The organism is Enterobacter cloacae complex sp. P38RS, assembly GCF_014930775.1.
GTDB lineage: Bacteria > Pseudomonadota > Gammaproteobacteria > Enterobacterales > Enterobacteriaceae > Enterobacter > Enterobacter bugandensis.
Map to the genome: position 1 here is coordinate 38,812 of NZ_JADBRS010000019.1, position 18,314 is coordinate 57,125.

Annotated in this window: 16 protein-coding genes; 3 read left to right on the forward strand and 13 right to left on the reverse strand. The window is 56.7% G+C overall.

Going from position 1 to position 18,314, the window contains the following annotated elements:
* Positions 1-2: 2 nt before the first annotated feature.
* Together guaA and guaB are read right to left on the reverse strand one after the other, a co-directional pair.
* On the reverse strand, positions 3-1,580 hold the full coding sequence (gene guaA / locus IM303_RS19335) for a glutamine-hydrolyzing GMP synthase (protein ID WP_003860599.1): 1,578 nt from the start codon (positions 1,578-1,580) through the stop codon (positions 3-5).
* Positions 1,581-1,646: 66 nt separating this feature from the next.
* A complete protein-coding gene (guaB, locus tag IM303_RS19340) occupies positions 1,647-3,113 on the reverse strand; it encodes an IMP dehydrogenase (protein WP_003860601.1) in 1,467 nt (488 codons plus the stop codon).
* A 158-nt stretch (positions 3,114-3,271) separates the two neighbouring features.
* Here guaB and xseA point away from each other — a divergent pair, with 158 nt between their 5' ends.
* From xseA to IM303_RS19355, 3 genes are read left to right on the forward strand one after another with little or no spacing between them, the layout of a single operon-like run.
* Entirely contained in the window at positions 3,272-4,645 is a 1,374-nt protein-coding gene (xseA, locus tag IM303_RS19345; protein WP_193360179.1) for an exodeoxyribonuclease VII large subunit, read from the forward strand.
* 58 nt (positions 4,646-4,703) lie between these two features.
* Positions 4,704-5,723, forward strand: a complete 1,020-nt coding sequence (locus IM303_RS19350) for a M4 family metallopeptidase (protein WP_028014052.1) — start codon at positions 4,704-4,706, stop codon at positions 5,721-5,723.
* Positions 5,724-6,074 carry a protealysin inhibitor emfourin gene (locus IM303_RS19355; protein ID WP_028014053.1) on the forward strand — a complete coding sequence of 117 codons (351 nt, stop codon included), beginning with the start codon at positions 5,724-5,726 and terminating at the stop codon, positions 6,072-6,074.
* Here the strand turns inward: IM303_RS19355 and IM303_RS19360 are convergent.
* The 11 genes from IM303_RS19360 to ndk all read right to left on the reverse strand — a co-directional run bounded on the left by IM303_RS19360 (position 6,071) and on the right by ndk (position 18,232).
* Positions 6,071-6,292: a zinc ribbon domain-containing protein gene (locus tag IM303_RS19360; RefSeq protein WP_028014054.1), complete on the reverse strand. Its 222-nt coding sequence runs from the start codon at positions 6,290-6,292 to the stop codon at positions 6,071-6,073. The genes IM303_RS19355 and IM303_RS19360 overlap by 4 nt on opposite strands.
* 47 nt (positions 6,293-6,339) lie before the next feature.
* Positions 6,340-7,374: an oxidoreductase gene (locus IM303_RS19365; protein ID WP_193360180.1), complete on the reverse strand. Its 1,035-nt coding sequence runs from the start codon at positions 7,372-7,374 to the stop codon at positions 6,340-6,342.
* Between the two features lie 58 nt (positions 7,375-7,432).
* Positions 7,433-8,977 (reverse strand): peptide MFS transporter, encoded by a 1,545-nt coding sequence (locus tag IM303_RS19370; protein WP_193360181.1) that lies wholly within the window; start codon positions 8,975-8,977, stop codon positions 7,433-7,435.
* 299 nt (positions 8,978-9,276) lie between these two features.
* Positions 9,277-10,752 carry a ribosome biogenesis GTPase Der gene (gene der / locus IM303_RS19375; protein ID WP_028014057.1) on the reverse strand — a complete coding sequence of 492 codons (1,476 nt, stop codon included), beginning with the start codon at positions 10,750-10,752 and terminating at the stop codon, positions 9,277-9,279.
* Positions 10,753-10,864: 112 nt separating this feature from the next.
* Positions 10,865-12,043: an outer membrane protein assembly factor BamB gene (gene bamB / locus IM303_RS19380; RefSeq protein WP_028014058.1), complete on the reverse strand. Its 1,179-nt coding sequence runs from the start codon at positions 12,041-12,043 to the stop codon at positions 10,865-10,867.
* A gap of 10 nt (positions 12,044-12,053) precedes the next feature.
* Positions 12,054-12,674 carry a YfgM family protein gene (locus IM303_RS19385; protein ID WP_028014059.1) on the reverse strand — a complete coding sequence of 207 codons (621 nt, stop codon included), beginning with the start codon at positions 12,672-12,674 and terminating at the stop codon, positions 12,054-12,056.
* Between the two features lie 13 nt (positions 12,675-12,687).
* Complete coding sequence (gene hisS / locus IM303_RS19390) at positions 12,688-13,962, reverse strand: histidine--tRNA ligase (protein WP_028014060.1); 1,275 nt, start codon at positions 13,960-13,962, stop codon at positions 12,688-12,690.
* Positions 13,963-14,042: 80 nt separating this feature from the next.
* A complete protein-coding gene (gene ispG, locus IM303_RS19395) occupies positions 14,043-15,161 on the reverse strand; it encodes a flavodoxin-dependent (E)-4-hydroxy-3-methylbut-2-enyl-diphosphate synthase (RefSeq protein WP_025757688.1) in 1,119 nt (372 codons plus the stop codon).
* Between the two features lie 26 nt (positions 15,162-15,187).
* Positions 15,188-16,195 (reverse strand): cytoskeleton protein RodZ, encoded by a 1,008-nt coding sequence (gene rodZ, locus IM303_RS19400; RefSeq protein ID WP_193360182.1) that lies wholly within the window; start codon positions 16,193-16,195, stop codon positions 15,188-15,190.
* A 291-nt stretch (positions 16,196-16,486) separates the two neighbouring features.
* Positions 16,487-17,653, reverse strand: a complete 1,167-nt coding sequence (locus tag IM303_RS19405; RefSeq protein ID WP_028014062.1) for a bifunctional tRNA (adenosine(37)-C2)-methyltransferase TrmG/ribosomal RNA large subunit methyltransferase RlmN — start codon at positions 17,651-17,653, stop codon at positions 16,487-16,489.
* A 147-nt stretch (positions 17,654-17,800) separates the two neighbouring features.
* Positions 17,801-18,232 (reverse strand): nucleoside-diphosphate kinase, encoded by a 432-nt coding sequence (ndk, locus tag IM303_RS19410; protein WP_003860625.1) that lies wholly within the window; start codon positions 18,230-18,232, stop codon positions 17,801-17,803.
* Between the last annotated feature and the right edge of the window lie 82 nt (positions 18,233-18,314).

Here is an 18,314-nt window from a genome sequence, read left to right on the forward strand (position 1 = left end):
AATCATTCCCACTCAATCGTAGCCGGTGGCTTACCACTGATGTCATACACCACGCGGGAAATACCGTTCACTTCGTTGATGATGCGGTTAGACACGCGGCCTAAGAAGTCATACGGCAGGTGCGCCCAGTGCGCGGTCATGAAGTCGATGGTTTCCACCGCACGCAGGGAAACAACCCAGTCGTACTTACGGCCATCGCCCATTACCCCGACGGAGCGAACCGGCAGGAACACGGTGAACGCCTGGCTTACTTTGTTGTACAGGTCAGCTTTGTGCAGCTCCTCGATGAAGATCGCGTCCGCGCGACGCAGCAGGTCGCAGTACTCTTTCTTCACTTCGCCCAGCACGCGCACGCCCAGACCTGGACCCGGGAACGGGTGACGGTAGAGCATGTCGTACGGCAGACCCAGTTCCAGACCGATTTTACGCACTTCGTCTTTGAACAGCTCGCGCAGCGGTTCAACCAGACCCATCTTCATCTCTTTCGGCAGGCCGCCCACGTTGTGGTGAGATTTGATGACGTGCGCTTTACCGGTTGCGGAGGCCGCAGACTCGATCACGTCCGGGTAGATGGTACCCTGCGCCAGCCACTTCACGTCTTCCAGCTTCAGCGCTTCTTCGTCGAATACTTCCACGAAGACGCGACCGATGATTTTACGTTTCGCTTCCGGATCGTTCTCGCCTTTCAGCGCGTCCAGGAAGCGCTGCTCGCCTTCCACGTGAACGATGTTCAGACCGAAGTGGTCGCCGAACATGTCCATGACTTGCTTCGCTTCGTTCAGACGCAGCAGACCGTTGTCCACGAAGACGCAGGTCAGGTTTTTACCGATGGCGCGGTGCAGCAGCATCGCGGTGACGGAGGAGTCCACGCCGCCGGAGAGGCCGAGGATCACTTTGTCATCACCAACCTGCTGGCGGATACGCTCAACGGCGTCGTCGATGATTTTTGCCGGGGTCCACAGGGCTTCACACTGGCAGATGTCACGCACGAAGCGCTCCAGCATGCGCATACCCTGACGGGTGTGGGTCACTTCCGGGTGGAACTGCACGCCGTAGAAGCGTTTTTCTTCGTTCGCCATGATGGCGAACGGGCAGCTTTCGGTGCTGGCAACGGTCACGAAGTCGGACGGGATGGCGGTGACTTTGTCGCCGTGGCTCATCCACACGTCCAGCAGCGGCTTGCCGTCTGCGGTCAGAGAGTCTTCGATACCGCGCACCAGCGCGCTGTCGGTGACAACTTCAACCTGCGCGTAGCCGAACTCACGCTCGTTAGAGCCTTCTACATGGCCGCCCAGCTGCATCGCCATGGTCTGCATGCCGTAGCAGACGCCGAATACCGGCACGCCCGCTTCGAACACGTACTGCGGCGCGCGCGGGCTGTTCTCTTCGGTGGTGCTTTCCGGGCCGCCGGACAGGATGATGCCGCTTGGATTGAATTCGCGAATCTGTGCTTCCGTGACATCCCACGCCCACAGCTCACAGTAAACGCCCAGTTCACGCACGCGGCGCGCGACCAGCTGAGTGTACTGAGAACCGAAGTCCAGGATGAGAATGCGATGTTTATGAATGTTTTCCGTCATTGACGCTAATTCCGAGGCAAGTGAAACAAAACAAAGCGCCCGGCAGAAGCCGGGCGCGGAAACTTATCAGGAGCCCAGACGGTAGTTCGGGGACTCTTTGGTGATCGTCACGTCGTGAACGTGGCTCTCCTGGATACCCGCACCGCTGATGCGTACGAATTCCGCTTTGGTACGCAGCAGGTCAATGGTACCACAGCCGGTCAGCCCCATACAGGAACGCAGGCCGCCCATCTGCTGGTGAATGATCTCTTTCAGACGGCCTTTATAGGCCACGCGGCCTTCGATACCTTCCGGTACCAGTTTGTCAGCAGCGTTATCGGTCTGGAAGTAACGGTCAGAGGAACCTTTGGACATCGCGCCCAGGGAGCCCATCCCACGGTAAGATTTGTAAGAACGGCCCTGGTAGAGTTCGATTTCGCCCGGGGATTCTTCGGTACCAGCGAGCATGGAGCCTACCATTACGGCAGCAGCGCCCGCGGCGATGGCTTTCGCGATATCGCCAGAGAAGCGGATACCGCCGTCAGCGATAACCGGAATACCGGTGCCTTCCAGCGCTTCAACCGCGTCAGAAACCGCGGTGATCTGCGGAACGCCCACGCCGGTCACGATACGGGTGGTACAGATGGAGCCAGGGCCGATACCCACTTTCACCGCGCTGCAGCCGGCTTCCGCCAGCGCGCGAGCGCCTGCGCCCGTTGCCACGTTACCGCCGATGATCTGGAGATCCGGGTATTTAGCACGGGTTTCACGGATACGTTGCAGAACGCCTTCGGAGTGACCGTGGGAGGAGTCAATCAGCAGCACGTCAACGCCCGCCGCCACCAGCGCGTCAACGCGCTCTTCGTTACCTGCACCCGCGCCAACCGCAGCACCGACGCGCAGACGGCCATGCTCGTCTTTACAGGCGTTCGGTTTACGTTCTGCTTTCTGGAAATCTTTAACGGTGATCATGCCGCGCAGGTGGAAGTTCGCATCCACAACCAGCGCTTTCTCAACGCGTTTTTCGTGCATTTTCGCCAGCACCACGTCGCGAGTTTCGCCTTCGCGGACGGTCACCAGACGCTCTTTTGGCGTCATGTAGACGCTGACAGGCTGGTTCAGGTCAGTCACGAAGCGCACGTCACGACCGGTGATGATGCCCACCAGTTCATTGTCTTCGGTCACTACCGGGTAGCCAGCAAAGCCGTTACGTTCGGTCAGGGCTTTCACTTCGTGCAGGGTAGTGGTTGGCAGAACGGTCTGAGGGTCGGACACGATGCCGGACTCATGCTTCTTCACGCGGCGAACTTCTTCCGCCTGACGCTCGATAGACATGTTTTTGTGGATAAAGCCAATGCCGCCTTCCTGTGCCAGGGCGATAGCCAGGCGCGCTTCAGTCACGGTGTCCATTGCCGCGGAGAGCATAGGAATGTTCAGACGAATGGTTTTCGTCAACTGCGTGCTGAGGTCGGCAGTATTCGGCAGAACGGTGGAATGAGCGGGAACGAGGAGGACGTCGTCAAACGTCAGTGCTTCTTTAGCGATACGTAGCATGGGCAATATCTCTGACCTGGGTGGTTAAATATTGCCGTGGCATTATACAGAGCGTAACCGATTGCATCTACACTTTTTTGAAAAAATGCTTGCGAATGCCTCTCAGCAGGTTACTATCGACTGAATAACTTGCTGATTTAGAATTTGATCCCGCTCACATGTTATCCTCTCAATCCCCCTCAATTTATACTGTCAGCCGCCTTAATCAGACGGTACGTTTGCTGCTTGAGCAGGAAATGGGGCAGGTCTGGATCAGCGGTGAAATCTCAAACTTCACGCAACCGTCTTCCGGACACTGGTACTTTACCTTAAAAGACGATACCGCCCAGGTGCGCTGCGCGATGTTCCGCAACAGCAACCGTCGCGTGACGTTCCGTCCGCAGCACGGCCAGCAGGTTCTGGTTCGCGCCAATATCACCCTGTATGAGCCGCGCGGCGATTATCAAATTATCGTTGAGAGCATGCAGCCCGCGGGCGAAGGCCTGCTGCAGCAAAAGTATGAACAGTTAAAGGCGAAGCTCTCCGAAGAGGGACTTTTCGACCAACAGTTCAAAAAGCCGCTGCCCTCACCTGCCCACTGCGTGGGTGTCATCACCTCGAAAACCGGTGCCGCCCTGCACGACATTTTGCACGTACTGAAGCGTCGCGATCCTTCCCTGCCCGTCATTATCTACCCGACCGCCGTTCAGGGTGACGATGCGCCAGGCCAGATTGTACGCGCTATTGAACTGGCAAATGCGCGTAAGGAGTGTGATGTCCTGATCGTCGGGCGCGGCGGCGGCTCGCTGGAAGACCTGTGGAGCTTTAACGACGAGCGCGTGGCGCGGGCAATCTTTGCAAGCGAGATCCCCGTGGTGAGCGCCGTCGGGCATGAAACGGACGTGACAATCGCGGATTTTGTTGCGGATCTGCGTGCGCCTACGCCGTCCGCGGCGGCGGAAGTGGTGAGCCGTAATCAGCTGGAGCTGCTGCGTCAGCTTCAGAACGGCCAGCAGCGTCTTGAGATGGCGATGGACTACTTCCTTGCCAACCGTACCCGCCGCTTTATCCAGCTTCATCACCGTCTTCAGCAGCAGCACCCGCAGCTTCGTCTGGCGCGTCAGCAGACCGTGCTGGAACGCCTGCGTCAGCGCATGAACTTTGCGCTTGATAATCAGCTTAAGCGCGCGGTGACGCGCCAGCAGCGTGTGACCCAGCGCCTGAACCAGCAGAATCCGCAGCCGAAAATCTATCGTGCGCAAACGCGCATTCAGCAGCTGGAATATCGTCTGGCGGAGACTCTCCGGGCGCGCCTGAGCACCACACGTGAGCGTTTTGGCAACGCGGTGACCCATCTGGAAGCCGTCAGCCCCCTCTCCACGCTGGCGCGCGGCTATAGCGTAACGACAGCAGCGGACGGCAAAGTGCTGAAGCAAACCAAACAGGTGAACACCGGTGACGTTCTTACCACCCGCCTGTCTGACGGCTGGGTGGAAAGCGAAGTGAAATCAATTAAACCGGTGAAAAAGACGCGTCAGCGCAAAACCGGATAATTCTTCGCCGGTTACTTACTATACTGCTGCTATTCCCTTTTTTAATAAGGAGAGCAGCATGTCCCATCTTCGTAGCGTTATTCCCCCTTATATTCTTCGTCGTATTATCGAAAGCGGTTCCGAACCGCAGCAGCGCTATGCCCGTCAGACCTTAACCCACGTCCAGACGCTGATGGCGCATATGCCGGGCAAACCCGCCGCGCCGCACGTGAATAAAGCCGGTCAGCTTGAGCGCGATATCTACGATGCGAAACAGACCCAGGAGCTGCCGGGTACCCAGGTGCGTTACGAGGGCCAGCCGTCGAATGGCGATGTGGCCGTGGACGAGGCGTACGATTATTTGGGTATCACCCATGATTTCTTCTGGAAAGAATATCAGCGCGATTCGCTCGATAATAAGGGGCTGATTTTGACCGGCACCGTGCATTACGGTCGGGAATATCAGAACGCCTTCTGGAACGGTCAGCAGATGGTATTTGGCGACGGTGACGGGGAGATCTTTAACCGCTTTACGATTGCCATCGACGTGGTGGCGCACGAGCTGAGCCACGGCGTCACCGAGACCGAAGCCGGGCTAATCTATTTCGAACAGTCGGGCGCGCTGAATGAGTCCCTGTCAGACGTGTTTGGTTCGCTGGTGAAACAGTACCATCTCAAGCAAACCGCCGATAAAGCAGACTGGTTGATTGGTGAAGGGCTGCTGGCCGCGGGCATTAACGGCAAAGGGCTGCGCTCCATGTCTGAACCCGGCACCGCCTACGACGATCCCCTGCTCGGCAAAGACCCGCAGCCCGCGCACATGAAAGATTTCATCAAAACGCGCGAGGATAACGGCGGCGTCCACCTTAACTCCGGCATCCCCAACCGGGCGTTTTACCTGGCCGCGACGGCGATCGGCGGTTACGCCTGGGAAAAAGCCGGTTATGCCTGGTACGACACGGTTTGCGATCGCAATCTGGCGCAGGATGCGGATTTTGATGCCTTCGCAAAACTGACGATAGCGCACGGAGAGAAACGCTCCGGTAGCGACGTCGGGGCGGCGATAAAACAGGCCTGGGAACAGGTGGGAGTGCTGTAAATGCAGGTTCCGGAACTGACGGATGACGCCGTGGTTGAGCTGGCCCGGGAAGGCGGCGTCGCTTTTATTCCTAAGCTGAGCGGCCAGCGTACCATCGCGCTCTCCTCGCTTAATGAGGCCCAGCGCCAGCGCCTGGTGAGCATCCTGGAGCAGGCCTTTCCACGCGGTCAGCCGCCGGGTCAGACGTCGTCACCCGGCAGCGGTGACCAGCGCTATTTCCGCATCCAGATTATCTGGACCGGCCAAAATCAGGCGCACTATGCCGATATCATCGTGCTGGTACCTGAGCAGGAAGCGCCCGAGTCGCTGGTCGAGCTGTGGAAAAAAGGCGAAGACTGCGTGTGCGATTAATCTTCGGCCGGAACAAACTCCACGCGCTTTTTAGAAATTAAGCCGTGGCCGTTCTGGCAGAAATAGTCCACCGCCCCGCAGGCCTTTAAGACCTGGAGTGGCTGATGGCACTCCGGGCAGCGGGCTTCGAGCGCAATATCTTTATTACAGCTGTCGCAGTGCGCCGCTCCGTTCAGGGGTTCAAGCTGTGCCTGGCAATCCGGGCAGGTAATGGTCATGGTGTCTCCTTCAGGGCGTTCAGGTCTGCGATAATTTTACCACGTCTTCAGTGCGGGCCACGCAACTGTTGCTGCAAGGTCAGCAGCAGCGCCACCTCATCGATCCTGCGGCGCGTTGTGCGGCTCACCCCCTGTGGATCGCGCTCAAACAGACTGTTTGCGCCAAGAATATGACCGGCAAGACAGCGTTCGTAAATCGTGCCGGGGATATGCCAGCGCTGAATAGTCTTACCTTTAACTAGCTCCAGCACATCTTCCGCGCCGCGTCGGTCGTAGTTGATAATGCGGCCGTCGCGTAAATAGAGACGCAGGCCCTTTTGCCCGCCCGCGGGTCCCGCGTATTTATTAAGCCAGATATCCACCGGCACGCCGCTGATGGTTCCCTGCAAGTGCGCCTCGCCTTCTGCGGTGGTCTGGTCACCCTTTGCGATATCGTGGCCCAGGCGGTCTTTAGCCGTTACCATCTGCAGCGTCATATCGTCCTGGCCGCCCAGATAGCGCAGCGTTTCACGCAGCATCGCCAGCACGTGCGTTCCGATATCCAGAATCACGCCGTCCGGGTGGCGAAGCGTTCTGGTATCCGGTTCTCCGGTCGCGAAATTGAGCGCGATGGGTTCCCCTGCGGCGTTATATCCGCTCGGCTCCTGCAAAAAACCTTCGATTCTGGCAATGTCAGATATATGGCCGACCAGCGACCGCTTCACCGTTTCGATGCGCGCCATCCAGTGGTCGAGCGCTAGCACGCGGGACGCCACGCCGGGCGTTGCCAGCAGCGTGTTGAGTTTTTCGATTTGAGGAAGCGTGGCGACAATCGGTTTTTCAATCACAATCCGCGGAACCGGCGAGGCAATCGCCAGCTCAAGCACCTCAAGGTGGTGCAGCGATGCGGTGGTAATAAAAAGGGTATCCAGCGGGGTGGCTAAAAGCGCCGCAGGCGAGGCGCAGCGCGTAACGCCTTCAGGGTGCTTTGCGGGGAGAACATCAAAACCGAAACAACGAACAGCGCCATCGAACAGATTACGTAGTGCGGGCAGATACGCTGTTTCCACTACCGCACCAAGACCAACAAATCCTAACTGCATGGTTTCACCTCAGGAAGTACAGTGCCGGGGCATAACGCCTGCCCCGGCACACTGAGGTTTATGAGGCGCTAGCTGCCGGTTTAGTTTGTGCATTTTCCAGCATGCGGCGCACCGGAACAATGAGGACGATCAGCACTGCGGCACAAATCAGCAGCGCGATGGAGCAGCGCGCGAAGAGATCCGGCAGCATATCCAGCTGGTCGGCCTTCACGTGACCGCCAATCAGGCCCGCCGCCAGGTTACCCAGCGCGCTGGCGCAGAACCACAGCCCCATCATCTGGCCGCGCATTCTCTCCGGCGCCAGCAGGGTCATGGTCGCCAGACCGATCGGGCTCAGGCACAGCTCACCCAGCGTCAGCATCAAGATACTGCCCACCAGCCAGAACGGCGATACGCCCGCCCCGCCGTTGCTCAGCACGTTCTGTGCCGCCAGCATCATCAGGCCAAAGCCCGCTGCCGCACACAGAATACCGATAACAAACTTGGTGATGCTGCTCGGGCGAATGTTCATGCTCGCGAGCTTTGGCCATGCCCAGCTGAACACCGGGGCCAGCAGGATGATGAACAGGGCGTTGATCGACTGGAACCATACCGCCGGAATTTCAAAATCACCGATCATGCGGTTAGTGTAGTCGTTGGCAAACAGGTTGAACGAGGTTGGCTTCTGCTCAAACGCGGACCAGAAGAACGCGGCGGAGACCAGCAGAATAAAGCAGACCAGCAGCCTGGCGCGCTCTTTACGGTTCAGGCCCGCGAAGATGAACAGGTAGATGAAGTAGAGGGCAACGGACGCCGCAATTACGTAGACCAGCACGCTGGCTACCGCGACCGGGTTAATAACAATCACGCCCTGCGCGATCAGCGTCACGAGCGTTGCCACGCCTGCCGCCAGCGCCAGCAGCCAGACGCCCACGCCGTTGCGCTTCACCACCGGGCTGTTCCATGTGGAGTCCAGACCGACTTCGCTGTCGTAGCGCTTCATCGCCGGAACCGCAAATACGCGGAAGATAATCAGCGCCACCAGCATCCCGATGCCGCCAATACCAAAGCCCCAGTGCCAGCCGTGGGTTTTTATCAGCCAGCCGGAAATCAGCGGGGCGATGAACGAGCCCATATTAATGCCCATGTAGAACAGCGAGAAACCGCCGTCACGACGTGCATCGCCTTTTTTATACAGGGTGCCGACCATTACCGAGATACAGGTTTTGAACAGGCCAGAGCCGAGCACGATGAACATCAGGCCGATAAAGAACAGGTTGTTGCCCATGATAGCCGACAGCGCAATCGACAGGTGGCCGAGCGCGATCAGAATCGAACCGTACCAGACGGCTCTCTGCTGGCCGAGCCAGTTATCCGCCAGCCAGCCGCCCGGCAGCGCGGCCAGGTACATGGTACCGGCAAAAATACCGACAATCGCCGAGGCGTTTTCACGCGCCAGGCCCATCCCGCCTTCATAGACGGTGGCGGCCATAAACAGGATCAGCAGCGGGCGAATGCCGTAGAACGAGAAACGCTCCCACATCTCGGTAAAGAACAGCGAACCGAGCGGATAAGGATGGCCGAAGAAGGTTCGGCTCTCTTTGTGATTAACAGAGGATTGCATAATTCTCCCGAAAGGTATGTGTCGTGCTTGTAAACACCAGCAGGTACGCCGGCCAGTTACGTATCTGACCGATTTTTTACATGCGGCGAAAAGTTAGTTAACCATTTGATAACCAGTCGCTAGTTTTGTCTAGTACCGGACCAGGGACTTTAAGATGAAAATTCGACGATTGTCTACTTTTCTGGATTTAAAGATGGTTGGGAGTGAATAGTGATTGACTTCACACAGAGAGAACCGACGGTATGATTGGGCCAAAAAAAGCCCGCGATAAACGCGGGCCTTTGTGAGATCGGCAATGATTATTTGCTTTTCTTAATGTGCTTAATCAAACGCTTACGCTTACGCATCTGGTTCGGCGTCAGGGTGTTGCGCTTATTGGCGAACGGGTTTTCCCCTTCCTTGAACTGGATACGAATAGGCGTGCCCATCACGTCCAGCGATTTACGGAAGTAGTTCATCAGGTAGCGCTTGTAGGAATCCGGCAGGTCTTTCACCTGGTTGCCGTGAATCACCACGATTGGCGGGTTATAGCCACCGGCATGGGCATATTTCAGCTTCACGCGACGACCGCGCACCAGCGGCGGCTGGTGGTCTTCCGCTGCCATATTCATGATACGGGTCAGCATGGCGGTGCTCTGACGACGGGTGGAGCTGTCGTAGGCTTCACGCACGGATTCAAACAGGTTACCGACGCCGCTGCCGTGCAGCGCAGAGATAAAGTGCACGCGGGCAAAGTCGATAAAGCCCAGACGGAAGTCCAGGGTCTCTTTCACCTGCTCACGCACTTCATTGCTCAGGCCGTCCCACTTGTTGACGACGATGACCAGTGAGCGCCCACTATTGAGGATAAAGCCGAGCAGAGAGAGATCCTGATCGGAGATACCTTCACGCGCGTCGATGACCAGCAGCACCACGTTGGCATCTTCAATCGCCTGCAGGGTTTTGATAACGGAGAATTTTTCCACCACGTCGGTGATTTTTCCGCGCTTACGTACACCGGCGGTGTCGATGAGGACATACTCACGTTCATCACGCTGCATCGGGATGTAGATGCTGTCACGCGTAGTGCCCGGCATGTCGTAAACCACCACGCGCTCTTCACCCAGAATACGGTTAGTAAGCGTAGACTTACCTACGTTTGGACGACCGACGATAGCCAGCTTGATCGGCAGATCCTGCGGGTTGAAGTCATCCTCAGGCTCTTCTTCTTCGCCCTCTTCACCGTCTTCGAACTGCGCCCAGTATGCGGCATCTTCGTCCACCTCTTCCGGCGGGTTCACTTCGTCCACCCACGGCAGCAGAACGGTTTCCAGCAGGCTGGTCACACCGCGGCCATGCGATGCCGCAATCGGGTGGATATCCCCCATGCCCAGAGACCAGAAGTCCGCGATAGCCTGATCGGCATCGATGCCGTCAGTTTTGTTCGCCACCAGGAAAGTTGGCTTTTCGCGAGAACGCAGGTGCTTAGCGATTGCGGAGTCCGCCGGCATCAGGCCAGCGCGCGCATCCACCATGAACAGCACAACATCCGCTTCTTCAATCGCCAGCAAGGACTGTTCCGCCATGCGGGTTTCAACGCCGTCTTCTGTGCCATCAATACCGCCGGTATCAATACAGATGAACTCGCGTCCTTCCACCTCTGCACGACCGTACTTACGGTCACGCGTCAGCCCCGGGAAATCCGCAACCAGCGCATCACGGGTGCGTGTTAAACGGTTAAAAAGAGTGGATTTTCCAACGTTAGGGCGCCCGACAAGCGCGACCACAGGTACCATGTTTGAAGCCTCATAAAATTCAAATAAACGTCGCATTCGCGGCGTTTTTAAAAATGTCAAAACGGCTCCTGAGTGAACAGGAGCCGTTTAGTATACTACAACCGCCGGGTAATTAACGCGTGATCGCGTACAGCGTGCCGTCTTTTGCCTGAATCAGCAGTTTGCCGTCAGCCACAACCGGGTCGGTCAGGAAGCCTGAACCGTCCACTTTCTGCTGCGCCACGAAGCGGCCATTCTCTGGATCAACCCAGTGCATATAGCCTTCGCTGTCGCCAACCACCAGGCTACCGTTGTACAGCACTGGCGCGGTCAGCAGACGGTGCAGCAGATCGCTTTGCGTCCACAGCGTCACGCCGCCTTCGGTGCTCAGCGCCAGCAGGCGATCGTTCTGGTCAACCATATAGATGCGGTTACCGTCCACGATGAAATCATTCACAGAGCCCAGCTCACGTTTCCACATGATCTGGCCGCTGCGCAGGTCCAGCGCGGTCAGGTTGCCGTTATAGGCCAGGGCGTAAACCACACCGTCAACGATAACCGGAGTAGTGTCTACGTCGCTCAGGCGGTCGATTTCCGTTGAGCCAGTGGCCTGCGAGATACGCTGCTGCCAGATCATCTGGCCCTGCTGCATCAGCACGGCACTCACGCGACCGTTGTCACCGCCCACAATGGCAGCGCCAAATGCGGTTGCCGGCGCGGATTCACCGCGCAGAGAGAGCGCAGGCATATCCAGGTTAACGGTCCATTTTACCAGGCCGTCCGCTTCATTCAGCGCCTGAAGCTGGCCGTTGCTGGTATGGATCAGCACCAGCCCGTCGCTCACGACCGGACGTGACAAGGATTCACCGGCTACAGCGGTCTGCCATGCAACAGAACCATCGCTGGCATTCAGCGCGTAAACCTGCGCTTTTTCGCTGCCCACGTACACGTGACCACCGGAAACGGTCAGGCCGCCAGACAGCAGTGCAGGTTTACGGGAGAACCAGCCGTCTTTTTCCGCCAGGTTAACGGACCACACTTCTTTCCCGTCATCGGCGTTCACCGCTTTCACGGTACCTTTGCGGTCAGCGGCATAGACAACGCTGTCTGCATACGCAGGATGAAGGTTGGAATAGAAATCACCAATCCCACTGCCCACGGAGACATCCCACGCGGTGGATGGGGTAAACTGGTTTTCAACCGTCGGCAGTGGGGACATTTTCACAACGTCTTCTTCGCCACTGAACAGTGAACAACCACTTAATAACGTAACAGAAAGCAGTCCTGGCAGAAGTAATTTACGCAATTGCATCGGGTCCCTCTCAGACGGACAAATTATTTATTTTCATCTGCATCATTTCGCTCAGCGCAGGTGACGCTTTGCTCTCTACGCCAGCTTGCCACGCTTTACGCGCGCCCGCTTTGTCACCTTTGCTCAGCAGTGCTTCACCGCGCAGATCGGCAACGATGGCAGCAAAACCTTCGCCTTTGATGGTATCGAGCGTTTTCAGCGCGTCGTCAGCTTTTTTCTGCTGAACCTGAATACGTGCCAGGCGCAGATTGATCACCGCTTTCAGGTTTTCATCGCTGGCAGCAGCAAGGCCCTGAGACAGCTGAGCAGCGGCTTTATCCAGTTCGTTTTTATCAACGTACTGCTGAGCCACTTCCAGCGCTGCCAGTGCACCGTAGGTGTTTTTGTTGTCAGCGGCAAATTTCTCTGCCGCAGCCAGCGTTTGCGGCTGGTCGGCACGAATCGCGCTAACGGTATTTTCATAGGACAGGGACGCGCCGCGCGCGGAATCCGCCTGATGGTTGTTCCAGTAACGCCAGCCCACCAGCGCACCCACACCTAAAATAACCCCAACAACCAGCGCTTTGCCGTTTTCAGCAAAGAAGCGTTTAATCGCGTCGACCTGATCGTGTTCGTTCTCGTACATTTCCACGCCGTCTTTCTCCTTAGCCCAATAGAGTGCGCAAGTGCGCCGCAACGCCGTCCTGCGTTACCGTTGTCTGCTCACCAGAGCGCAGGTCTTTTACTACCACTTCGCCGTTAGCCACTTCGGACTCGCCCAGCACCAGTGCAATACTTGCGCCCCACTTATCGGCACGAGCAAACTGTTTTTTGAAGTTGCCGCCGCCATGGTTGGTCATCAGCTTAACGCCCGGCAGCGCATCGCGCACGCGTTCGGCAAGCTGCATCGCCGCAGACTGCGTTTCCGCGCCTGAAGCCACCAGGTATATATCGACAACGGAATCTGCTTTAAATTCCGGATTAACTGCCTGCACCAGCAAAACAAGTCGCTCAAGACCCATCGCGAAGCCAACCGCAGGCGCCGCACGACCACCCAGTTGCTCAACCAGACCGTCATAACGGCCGCCGGCACACACGGTGCCTTGAGAACCGAGGCTGGTGGTTACCCACTCAAACACGGTGCGGTTGTAGTAGTCCAGACCGCGCACCAGACGCTGGTTCACGGTGTAGGCAATGCCCGCCGCTTCGAGCAGCTTGCACAGGCCGGTAAAGTGTTCGCGAGACTCGTCGTCCAGGTAGTCACCCAGCGCAGGGGCATCGTTCAGCAGCGCCTGAACATCAGGGTTTTTGGAATCCAGCACGCGCAGCGGGTTGCTGTACATGCGACGTTTGCAGTCTTCGTCCAGCTTCTCTTTATGCTGCTCCAGGAACGCCACCAGCGCATCGCGGTAGTTAGCGCGCGCTTCCAGAGAACCGATTGAGTTCAGTTCCAGCGAAACGTGCTCAGAGATACCGAGGGCGCGCCACCAGCGAGCGGTCAGCATAATCAGTTCGGCATCGATGTCCGGGCCCTGCAGGCCAAAGACTTCCACACCCAGCTGGTTAAACTGGCGATAACGACCTTTCTGCGGACGTTCGTGGCGGAACATCGGGCCGATATACCACAAGCGCTGCTCCTGATTGTACAGAAGACCATGTTCGATGCCGGCGCGTACGCAGCCCGCCGTACCTTCCGGACGCAGGGTCAGGCTGTCGCCGTTGCGGTCCTCAAAGGTGTACATCTCTTTTTCAACCACGTCGGTCACTTCACCGATCGCGCGTTTGAATAACGGGGTCTGCTCTACAATCGGCAAACGGATTTCGCTGTAACCGTAGCTGCCGAGCACCTGCTTCAGCGTGCCTTCAATGCGCTGCCAGATGGCGGTTTCGCCAGGCAGGTAATCGTTCATGCCGCGGATGGCTTGAATGTTTTTTGCCACGTTTATTCTCTTTCTATATACAAAAAAAACCCAAAGAATGGGTTCAATCATACATGGGAAGCGGCACGCTTCCCATCACGTTATTTTTCAACCTGCTGAACGCTGATTCGCTGTGTCTCGTCCATCATCGCGGCTTTGGCGCGGATGCGGGCTTCAAGCTGGTCAATCATGTCACTATTATCCAGACGATCTTTACGAACGCCATCTTCATAGAGACCACTTTTCTTGTTACCGCCGGTTACGCCCAGGGTTGAGACCAGCGCTTCACCCGGACCATTCACGACACAGCCGATGATGGAGACGTCCATCGGGGTGATGATGTCTTCCAGACGCTGCTCCAGGGCATTCACCGTGCCGATCACGTCAAATTCCTGACGCGAACAGGTTGGGCAGGCAATGAAGTTGATCCCACGCGAGCGGATACGCAGCGATTTCAGAATATCGAAACCGACCTTGATCTCTTCTACCGGATCCGCCGCCAGCGAGACGCGCAGGGTGTCGCCGATCCCTTCGGAGAGCAGCAGGCCCAGGCCGATCGCAGACTTCACCGAACCGCTACGCAGGCCGCCCGCTTCGGTGATCCCGAGATGCAGAGGCTGATCGATCTGTTTTGCCAGCAGGCGATACGATTCAACGGCCAGGAAAACGTCAGAGGCTTTTACGCTGACCTTGAACTGATCGAAGTTAAGACGATCCAGATGATCGACGTGACGCATGGCGGATTCGAGCAGCGCCTGCGGCGTTGGCTCGCCATACTTTTCCTGCAGATCTTTTTCCAGAGAGCCGGCGTTCACGCCGATACGGATTGGAATGTTTTTGTCGCGGGCGCAGTCAACCACCATGCGAATGCGTTCTTCATTGCCGATGTTACCCGGGTTAATTCGCAGGCAATCAACGCCGTATTCAGCAACTTTCAGCGCGATACGGTAGTCGAAGTGGATATCTGCAACCAGCGGCACGCTGACCTGCTGTTTGATCAGCTTGAACGCCTCAGCGGCATCCATCGTGGGCACTGAGACGCGAACAATGTCCGCGCCTACACGCTCTAATGCTTTGATTTGGTTGACCGTTGCTTCCACATCCGTGGTGCGCGTATTGGTCATCGACTGGACGGCGATAGGTGCCCCATCGCCGACTGGCACATTCCCAACGTAAATCCGTTTCGATTTTCTACGTTGAATCGGAGCCTGGTTATGCATGAAAAATCTCCCGCGTTGCCCGTCTGTTACTGTGCTGCTGATTGTTCGGCATTAACGGTAAGACGTGCAACCTGGTTAGTTCTGATAAAGCGGCTCAGGTCGACAGGTTTTCCTTGATACTGGATCTGTACCGCTGCCGGAGCGCCGATTTTAAGTTTGTAAGGTGCCTGACCCGTTAGGTTTAACGTGCCATCTTTCCGCTGCAGGCCGCTGAACAGTTTTTTACCTGTCGCGTCAGTCACTTCCAGCCAACAGTCAGCCGTGAAGTTCATCACCAGCGCGTTTGGATCGGCGGCTGGCGCGGCGGTTGCCGCCGGGTCGGTCGGCAGGGACGCTGCGGCGTTGTTCGCCGGCTGAGTCGCTGCAGGGATGTTCGCCGCAGTATCGACATTTGCCTGAGAAGGGGCGACGACCGCGTTTTGATCCTGAGCCTGAGGCGCAGCGGTGTTCGCCGTTGCGGCCGGAGCCTGTGCTGCATCGGTTGCCGGAGCCGTTGTTTGCGGCTCGCTTGAGGCCGCCGCACCGTCGGTGTTAAGCGGAACGCTCTGGGCACCACCATTGCTCGCCTGATTGAGTTCAGCGGAGGATTGATCGGCCATCGTGGTGATCTCTTCCTGCTGCGCCTTGTGGTTTTGCCACCACCATGCGCCGGTCAGGCCGACAACAACAAACAGCACCAGCCAGGTAAAGCTCATCAGCCAGCCATCACGTTTTTTACGACGTTTCCCCAGGGAGAAAGTTTGCATCGGGGCAACTTTTGCTGCACGAACCGGTGCCTGCTTCTCCATCATTGGCAGTAATTCGTTTTCGGGGATGTGCACCAGTTTTGCGTAAGAGCGGATATAGCCGCGCAGAAATGTTGAAGCCAGATCGGCAGGCGCCTTATCTTCTTCAATATCGCGAACCGTGGAAACTTTCAGGCACAAGCGTTCTGCAACAGCTTGCTGGCTGAGTCCGAGTTGTTCACGGGCGTTGCGAAGACGAACGCCAGTGGAGAGTGCTTCATGTTGGTCGTGAGTGGCTTCAGTATTCATTCGCTACAACTACTGGTACGTGAAAAAAAGGGTTCAGGTGCCGGTGAGTCACAATGCCGCCCGCACCGCGAAACTTCAGGTCAGTTAACCTTGAACAGACAGTATAAGACTGTCAGCCGGTAGATGACAGTGCAGCTCTGCCCGCGTGGCTAAACTGTTGTTACGTCGTTACATACTGCCCGAAACTCATATGAAACGCACCGTAATTATTAATCAAACGTCACGAATCTGACTGATTATTCAGTCAGATTATGCATCACAGCGTAGATAATGCGCCGTGATGCATAATAATCAAACAGCTTTAACCGCAATGGTCTCGCCCTGCATGCGTTTACGCAGGGTACGTTTGGTACGGTCAATGACGTCACCGGCCAACTGTCCGCATGCAGCATCAATATCATCACCGCGGGTTTTACGCACGATAGTGGTGAAACCATACTCCATCAGCACTTTGGAGAAACGGTCGATACGGCTGTTCGAGCTACGGCCATACGGCGCGCCCGGGAACGGGTTCCATGGAATCAGGTTGATTTTGCATGGCGTATCCTTCAGCAGTTCAGCCAGCTGATGCGCGTGCTCAGTACCGTCGTTGACGTGGTCCAGCATCACGTACTCGATGGTGACGCGGCCCTGGTTTGCGTTGGATTTCTCCAGGTAGCGACGCACGGCAGCGAGGAAGGTTTCGATATTGTACTTTTTGTTAATCGGTACAATTTCGTCACGAATTTCATCGTTTGGCGCGTGCAGGGAGATAGCCAGCGCAACGTCAATCATGTCGCCGAGCTTATCCAGCGCAGGCACAACGCCTGAGGTAGACAGCGTCACGCGGCGCTTGGACAGGCCAAAACCGAAGTCATCCAGCATGATTTCCATCGCCGGCACCACGTTGGTCAGGTTCAGCAGCGGTTCGCCCATCCCCATCATTACCACGTTGGTGATAGGACGCGTGCCGGTCACTTTTGCCGCACCCACGATCTTCGCGGCGCGCCAGACCTGACCGATGATTTCAGACACGCGAAGGTTACGGTTAAAACCTTGCTGAGCCGTAGAGCAGAATTTGCACTCCAGCGCACAGCCCACCTGAGAAGAGACGCACAGCGTGGCACGATCGTCTTCCGGGATGTAGACGGTTTCAACGCGCTGATCGCCTACGGCAATCGCCCATTTGATGGTGCCGTCTGCCGAGCGCTGCTCTTCCACCACTTCCGGCGCGCGGATTTCAGCCACTTCTTTGAGCTTGTTGCGCAGCACTTTGTTGATGTCGGTCATCTCATCAAAGTTGTCGCTGCAGTAGTGGTACATCCATTTCATTACCTGATCGGCACGAAACGGCTTCTCACCCATATCTTTAAAGAACTCGCGCATCTGCTGACGGTTCAGGTCCAGCAGGTTAATTTTTCCATTTTTATTGGGAACCGCAGGAATGGCGACTTCGGAGGTATTCACTAGTTCAGACATAATTTTTTCCGGCCTCGTTGTTACACGTTGTGGCCCTTGGTGGGTTGAAAAGAAACGCCCCGGTAAGCGGTCTGCTCGTCCGGGGCGTTGCATTGTACAAAGTCTGGCGCAGGGATGCCACGTTTGCACGCGGCATTTACGAAATTATTAGCGAGTGCGCGGGCACACTTCGCCTTCAGCGAAGAAGAACGCGATTTCGCGCGCGGCAGACTCAACGGAGTCGGAACCGTGGGTGCCGTTCTCGGTGAAGCTGTCCGCGTAGTCAGCGCGCAGGGTACCTGCCAGCGCGTTGTCCGGGTTGGTTGCACCCAGCAGATCGCGGTGACGCTGTACTGCGTTTTCGCCTTCCAGCACGGAGACCACGATTGGACCGGAGGTCATGAACTCCACCAGGCCGTCAAAGAATGGACGACCTTCGTGCTCAGCGTAGAAACCGCGAGCCTGCTCAACGGTCAGGTGCAGCATTTTGGTGCCAACGATCTTAAACCCTGCTGATTCAAAGCGAGCGAAGATGCTGCCAATAACGTTTTTTGCCACCGCGTTTGGTTTGATGATGGAAAAAGTACGTTCGATAGCCATGATAACCTCTGTAAAATGTTCTGTTGTTTTGCATACCTGAGTATGGTGTGGCGCGGATTATAAAGAGCAATAGCGCCATTGC